The following is a 5,625-nucleotide window of genomic DNA, read 5'->3' as shown; positions in this document are numbered from 1 at the left end:
CAACTATGGAATCATTCTCAAATTGTTCTTGAGGTAATGAGTTGTAAACACCTCCATCAAGAAAAATCTTTTTTCCTAAGGAGAAATTATTTAATCGAAAAGAAACACTTTTGTGAAATTCTCTTTTGCTATCTTTTATATTTTTTTGTCCAATTATTTCTGAAGTAATGTATTTTTCATTTAGAAAGGTGTTTGTTGCTCCTGTGTCAAATATTAAATATTTTTTTTCGTTTTTCAGTTGAGTTTCGATAAGAATCCATCCATTACTGGTTGAATAGAAGGGAAATGAAATTTTGGTTTGAACTGTAACTTTTTGAGGTTTTACTGGTTTTTACAATTAATTAATAGCATACAAAATACTATTATCATAAATGTTCTTTTTATTTTCATACAGTTCTTCAACTTGTGCCCAACGGTCTTGTGTATGGTTTGTTGCGTGCATATTAGCAATTATTTTCGGTTGAGCCACAAGCCAGATTTTTAAATTTTATTATTTATCTTTTTTGTTGGAAATCGTCAAATTTAAAAATTTGGCGATTTCCAAATACGCCTTAACTTCGATTAAGCAACTGAACAGCAATGAGCTATACACGTTGTTGTAGCACGTTTTTTCTACGTTCAATTTGATAAATTTCATACTCATTTTTCCGAACAAGTTCCGCAATAAATTTCTTCTCTCCACCAATTGTCGTAAAAGCTAAATCATAATCCGTATTCACAACCCAATTTCGTGCTTTAGGATAAATCAAACTCGGTGTTAACCTTAAATTTTCTTTCTTTATCAAGTTCGGCAAGTCATTTATTCTGCCCGAAAACATTAAATCTTTTTGCCAATTTTTAGTCGAAAGAAAAGTATAGAATAACTCAATTTCTTGATTTCCGTAAATTTTGTTTATCGTCTCGACCAAACTATTCAAATGTTCTTCATCCAAAAGCCCTTCTCCAGGAAATAGTTCATTATTCATTTGTTTAAATGGTCTCTTCCATTCAACAGAATTTAATATCGCTGAATTAAGGTCGAAATCAATTTGCTTTAATTGATAAAAATCTTTCCAATTCACACGTGAAAACTCTTCTTCGGGTAAATCTTCGTCGCTATTTTCGCTTTCCGTAATTTTATTTTTTGGTATATTATAATTTATCCAATACGAATGCAAGGCGATTGCATAACCCTCAAAACTATTTGGTATTGTAAGTTCAAGAAAAAAATCGGCTGGATTTTGCTTGCGCAATTCTAAATCATACTCCTTTTGTTCTCCAACAATAGTTGCATAAGGCTTAATCCAATCTTCTATGTCTTTTTCTATTAGTTCCAAAGTTTCTCTTAAATGTTTGCCAACGGTTAGTATAAGAATAGTTGCGGGTTTGCGTGCGAGAAATTTCCGGAAGAAATTCAGACGTTGCAAACACAAAACTACCTTTGATTAAGCACTAAACAGCAATTATTTTTATACATTGTTGCCACCAGTAATTTATTTTCCAAGTAGTTTTATAAGTTTTTTTTCTAATTCAATAGGTTTAATATTTATAGCTAGTATTTTTCCATTATTATCAATTAAAAAGTTTGCAGGAATAGCTTGTATTCCAAATGTTTTAATTATTTCATTATTAAATCCTCCTTCTGCGATAGTTTGAGTCCAATAAAGATTGTCGTCTTTAATTGCTTTATTCCAAGACTCCTTTTTTATATCTAACGAAACACCATATATTTCGAACCCTTTCTCTTTATACTCACCATAAATATTAACTAATTTAGGGTTGTCTTGTCTACAAGGAACACACCAAGAAGCCCAAAACTCAATAAGCAAAATGTTATTTTTAAAGTCCTTTGTATTTACATATTCCCCTTTGATATTTGGAAGTTCGAAATCTTTAATAGTTGCTCCAACTCTTATATTTTTCAACTTTAACAAGGATGCTTTAATTGAATTTATTTCATCATCTCTTTGAGTAGTTAGGTCAAGTTTATTGAACAAATTAGAGGCTTGTTGGTAACTAAGTATAGGGTCGGTTATAATATCTGACAAGACCATTCCACTAAATTGATTTCTTGGGTTTTGTGTGATTATTGTATCTAATTTTTTATACAGTTTTGCTGTGAAATCAGAATCAGACTGAATTTTTTGATAATAACTTTGTAAGTCAGACATAATAAGTGCAGTCTTAGTTCCTTCAATTGAATTTATAGTTGTAATATTTTTGTTAACCGATACGTTGACTGTTATTTTACTATTTTCTATATAAAGAGGTTCTCCTGATGAGACTCCATTTTTTGTAAGAAGTAAAGATTCTGTAGGGTAATCCACTTTTCCTTTAAAAGAAAAGGTTTTGTTTTCTACCAAAGTACTGTCTAATTTATTTCCGTATCTTAGATATAAATATCCAGAATAATCATTTGTAATTTCTCCAGATAATTCAAATACTTCCGACATATTCTTTTCTTTTTGACCAAATACATTAAAGTTTGATAAAATTAGAATACTCACAAATAGTAATTCTTTCATATTGTGCATTTTAAGTTGTTTTTAAATCAATAATAAATGTACCTGTATATACATTCTACGATTTCTCCTTTTATTGGTGGCAACGGTCTCGTATAATCGTCGGTTACGGATTTATATGCTTTAATTTTCGGTTTAACACAGGCTTTAGCAATTCCGAGTGGATTCGCCAGCGGTCGAATCCGCCGTAATTGCGGTTATACATTGTTGTACACAGGGCTTTTTTTCATAAATATTAAAATCAGTCCGATAATTATAAAAGGAATACTCAATATTTGCCCCATATTTATTGTCATTCCGTTTTCAAATCCGACTTGGTTTTCTTTAAAAAACTCAATTATAAATCTCGCTAAAAAGATTAATACTAAACAAATTCCAAAAATTAGTCCATTACGCTTTTTGCTAGAAGTTTTTTTGTAAGTGTACATTAAAATTCCAAATATCAAAAGATAAGAAAATGCTTCGTAAAGTTGAGTTGGATGTCTTGGTATTAAGTCATCTCTTTGAAAAACAATTCCCCAATTTCCATTTGTCGGTTTTCCATAAATTTCAGAGTTCATAAAGTTTCCAAATCTTATGAAAGCTCCAACTATTGGTGCAACTATCGCAATTCTGTCCATTAGCCACCAAAAATTTGTTTTGTATTTTTTGCAATAAATTCCAAGTGCAATTAAAACTCCGATTGTTCCTCCGTGACTTGCTAGTCCTTGAAATCCGATAAATTTATAGGAGACACCAATTTTTTTAATTGGTAGTAGGATTTCAATTGGATTTTGAAAATAATAAGCTGGGTCGTAAAAGAAGCAATGTCCTAATCTTGCTCCTAAAAGTATTCCAATAATGACATAGATAAATAGTTTGTCTAATCTCTCAACTGGAATGTTTTCTTTAGTATAAATTCTTTTTTCAACCTGAAAAGCTATTAGAATTCCTGTCATAAATAGTAATCCGTAATATTTTAGAGGAAAAGAGTCTGTAATCCAATAAATTACTGGGTCGAGATTCCAATTTATAATTCCATCGTTCATTCGCTATTGTCGTTTTTCTGCCTTGTGTACAACGGTCTCGGCTATGAGTAGTTGCGTGGGTTAGCACTTAACTTTACAAGTACACACCAAACTGAAAATCCTTACGGATTTTCAGAAGTAGGCGAGAACAAGCAATTACTTATAGCCAATGTTGGCAACTGCCCTTTTTCATTCAAAAATTGGTGTTGTTGCATTTGTTTCTTTTATAAATATCAGACAATCAAAATCTTTAGTTAGAGGAAGAAAGTAAATATCCTTCTCACTTTCCTTTGAGTAACCAATTAATTTCGTTGGACCAATAATCTTATTCGTGTCGAGTTCATTCGTCAGAGTTGACATATCAACAATAAATGAATTGCCATTTTCTGACAGGGCATTTTCCCAAAACAAGCCTTCTATCGGTTGAAAAGGTACTGTTTTGAGTTTTTCAGTATAGTTATGGTCGCCGTTTATGAATTTTTCGTCCATATATGAATAGTTGCCATTTAGTGTCGTAAGTCCAATGGTGTAATAATTTTTACCAAATTCTTTTTTTAAATCACGCCCCATTATTCCTATCTCGTTATCAGTTATTATTTCGTTAGAAATATGTGCGTTGTGAGCCCATACAATTATCTTTTTATCCGATTCTTTAGCCAAGAATGAAATTCTATCGGCCATTATTTCATCTCTGCTTTGAATGGGCTTTTTGTCTTTTATGCTGACATAGTTGATATATGTGTTTTTTCCGTTGAATAGAATTTCCTCGATTGGCATGGTCAGGCTGTTTGTTGATTTCAAGTGGTTTTCAATTGATAAAATGTCGTTGTAAATAGAATTGCTAATTTTAAACTCTTTTTTCAAATTGTTAGTAGAACTCTTTAAGATATTAGTTTCTAGATTTTTCAAGAGTATATTCAGTTTATCATCATTTATTGGGTTAACACGGTCTTTTAGTAGTTCGTTGAAAGTCCAATATGAATCGTCGCAACCCTTGAATTCTATGTTATTAACAGACTTATTATCCTTGTACCATTGCAAGAAGGATTTCATTTCTTGTGTCTGATAAATTGAAAATAGATGTTCGCGGATTAAACTGTCCAATGGTTTGGTGTTCAAATCTCTGTTTAAGATTTCAATATCATCGTATGGGCTTTCCAAAACCACAAGATTGAACCCTTTTTCTTCTACTAACCTTTTTGTTATAATTCCCCTGATATGATAAAATTCAGAAGTTCCGTGAGTGCTTTCTCCAATTGCAACTATTTTTTTGTCGCCTACTTTTTCTATCAATGAGTCTAAACTATTGCGAATGGTTTGTTCGTTGGATAAGTCCAATTGACTAGAAGATTTCGACAAAGCCGATTTTAGTTTGCCTGAATCGTATTTCTCTAACGTCAATCTTTCGGTTTCCTTTAAAGTCTGAATGTCTTTTCCGTCTATGGTAACTTTAAAATCATCGAACCAAGCGACGCCTTTTTTGCCTAAAATACCACCAACATATATGGCCTTGGCATTTTTAGGATAAGGTAGTTGTATAGAATATTCCTTCCAGTCATTTGTCCCCCTGATTTTAAGACTTTGCATACTTTTAAAGGCTAATGACCTTTTCTTCGAATAACCATCTATTCGCATTAAAAGTCCGACATAGTCTTTGACGTTCTCATATTTTATACGTCCAGATAGTTTAATTGTATCGCCAACATAATTTGCGGGTATCCGGTAAGTGATGCACCCGAACTTTCCGTTTCTGTCAGAAACTACTTTTCCAGCATAGTTTTCGTCACTTATTTTTTCCCCGCTTAAGTTTTCAAAAAACCCCCATTTGAACCAACCCGTAGGCATTTTCTGTTCTTTGGGGTTAAAGTCGTCAAAGTCCAGATTGTATTTGTCTTGGGAAAAAACTGTTAATGGCAATATAAAAAAGGCTAAAAAAATTGCTGGGTTTATGGTCAATCTCATAATTATTATGAATGTTTGTTCGGGTTGTTGCCAACGGTTTTGTATATGATTTCGTTGCGTGTTTCAGCAACTAATTTAGCAAATACAAACCGAATAGAAAATCCGCGAGGATTTTCGTAAGTAGGAGTGTACTAGCAATGAATTATATACGTTGT

The 5,625-nt window shown here is 32.0% G+C and carries 4 protein-coding genes; all 4 read right to left on the bottom strand.

Annotation, left to right across the window (positions count from 1 at the left end; genetic code table 11):
* Positions 1-584: 584 nt before the first annotated feature.
* The 4 genes from ACKWB9_RS15575 to ACKWB9_RS15560 all read right to left on the bottom strand — a co-directional run bounded on the left by ACKWB9_RS15575 (position 585) and on the right by ACKWB9_RS15560 (position 5,470).
* Entirely contained in the window at positions 585-1,316 is a 732-nt protein-coding gene (locus ACKWB9_RS15575) for a hypothetical protein (RefSeq protein ID WP_414003938.1), read from the bottom strand.
* Between the two features lie 156 nt (positions 1,317-1,472).
* On the bottom strand, positions 1,473-2,504 hold the full coding sequence (locus ACKWB9_RS15570) for a redoxin domain-containing protein (RefSeq protein ID WP_414003937.1): 1,032 nt from the start codon (positions 2,502-2,504) through the stop codon (positions 1,473-1,475).
* A 194-nt stretch (positions 2,505-2,698) separates the two neighbouring features.
* Entirely contained in the window at positions 2,699-3,529 is an 831-nt protein-coding gene (lgt, locus tag ACKWB9_RS15565) for a prolipoprotein diacylglyceryl transferase (RefSeq protein WP_414003936.1), read from the bottom strand.
* Between the two features lie 168 nt (positions 3,530-3,697).
* Positions 3,698-5,470 carry an erythromycin esterase family protein gene (locus tag ACKWB9_RS15560; RefSeq protein ID WP_414003935.1) on the bottom strand — a complete coding sequence of 591 codons (1,773 nt, stop codon included), beginning with the start codon at positions 5,468-5,470 and terminating at the stop codon, positions 3,698-3,700.
* Positions 5,471-5,625 lie beyond the last annotated feature (155 nt).

The organism is Maribacter spongiae, from assembly GCF_047345125.1.
GTDB lineage: Bacteria > Bacteroidota > Bacteroidia > Flavobacteriales > Flavobacteriaceae > Maribacter.
This window is presented reverse-complemented; position numbering and strand designations above follow the sequence as displayed.

Bases quoted from the DNA above. Each gene is read 5' to 3' on its own strand.
- ACKWB9_RS15570 (WP_414003937.1), bottom strand. From the start codon at position 2,504: ATGAAAGAATTACTATTTGTGAGTATTCTAATTTTATCAAACTTTAAT.
- lgt (WP_414003936.1), bottom strand. From the start codon at position 3,529: ATGAACGATGGAATTATAAATTGGAATCTCGACCCAGTAATTTATTGG.
- ACKWB9_RS15560 (WP_414003935.1), bottom strand. From the start codon at position 5,470: ATGAGATTGACCATAAACCCAGCAATTTTTTTAGCCTTTTTTATATTG.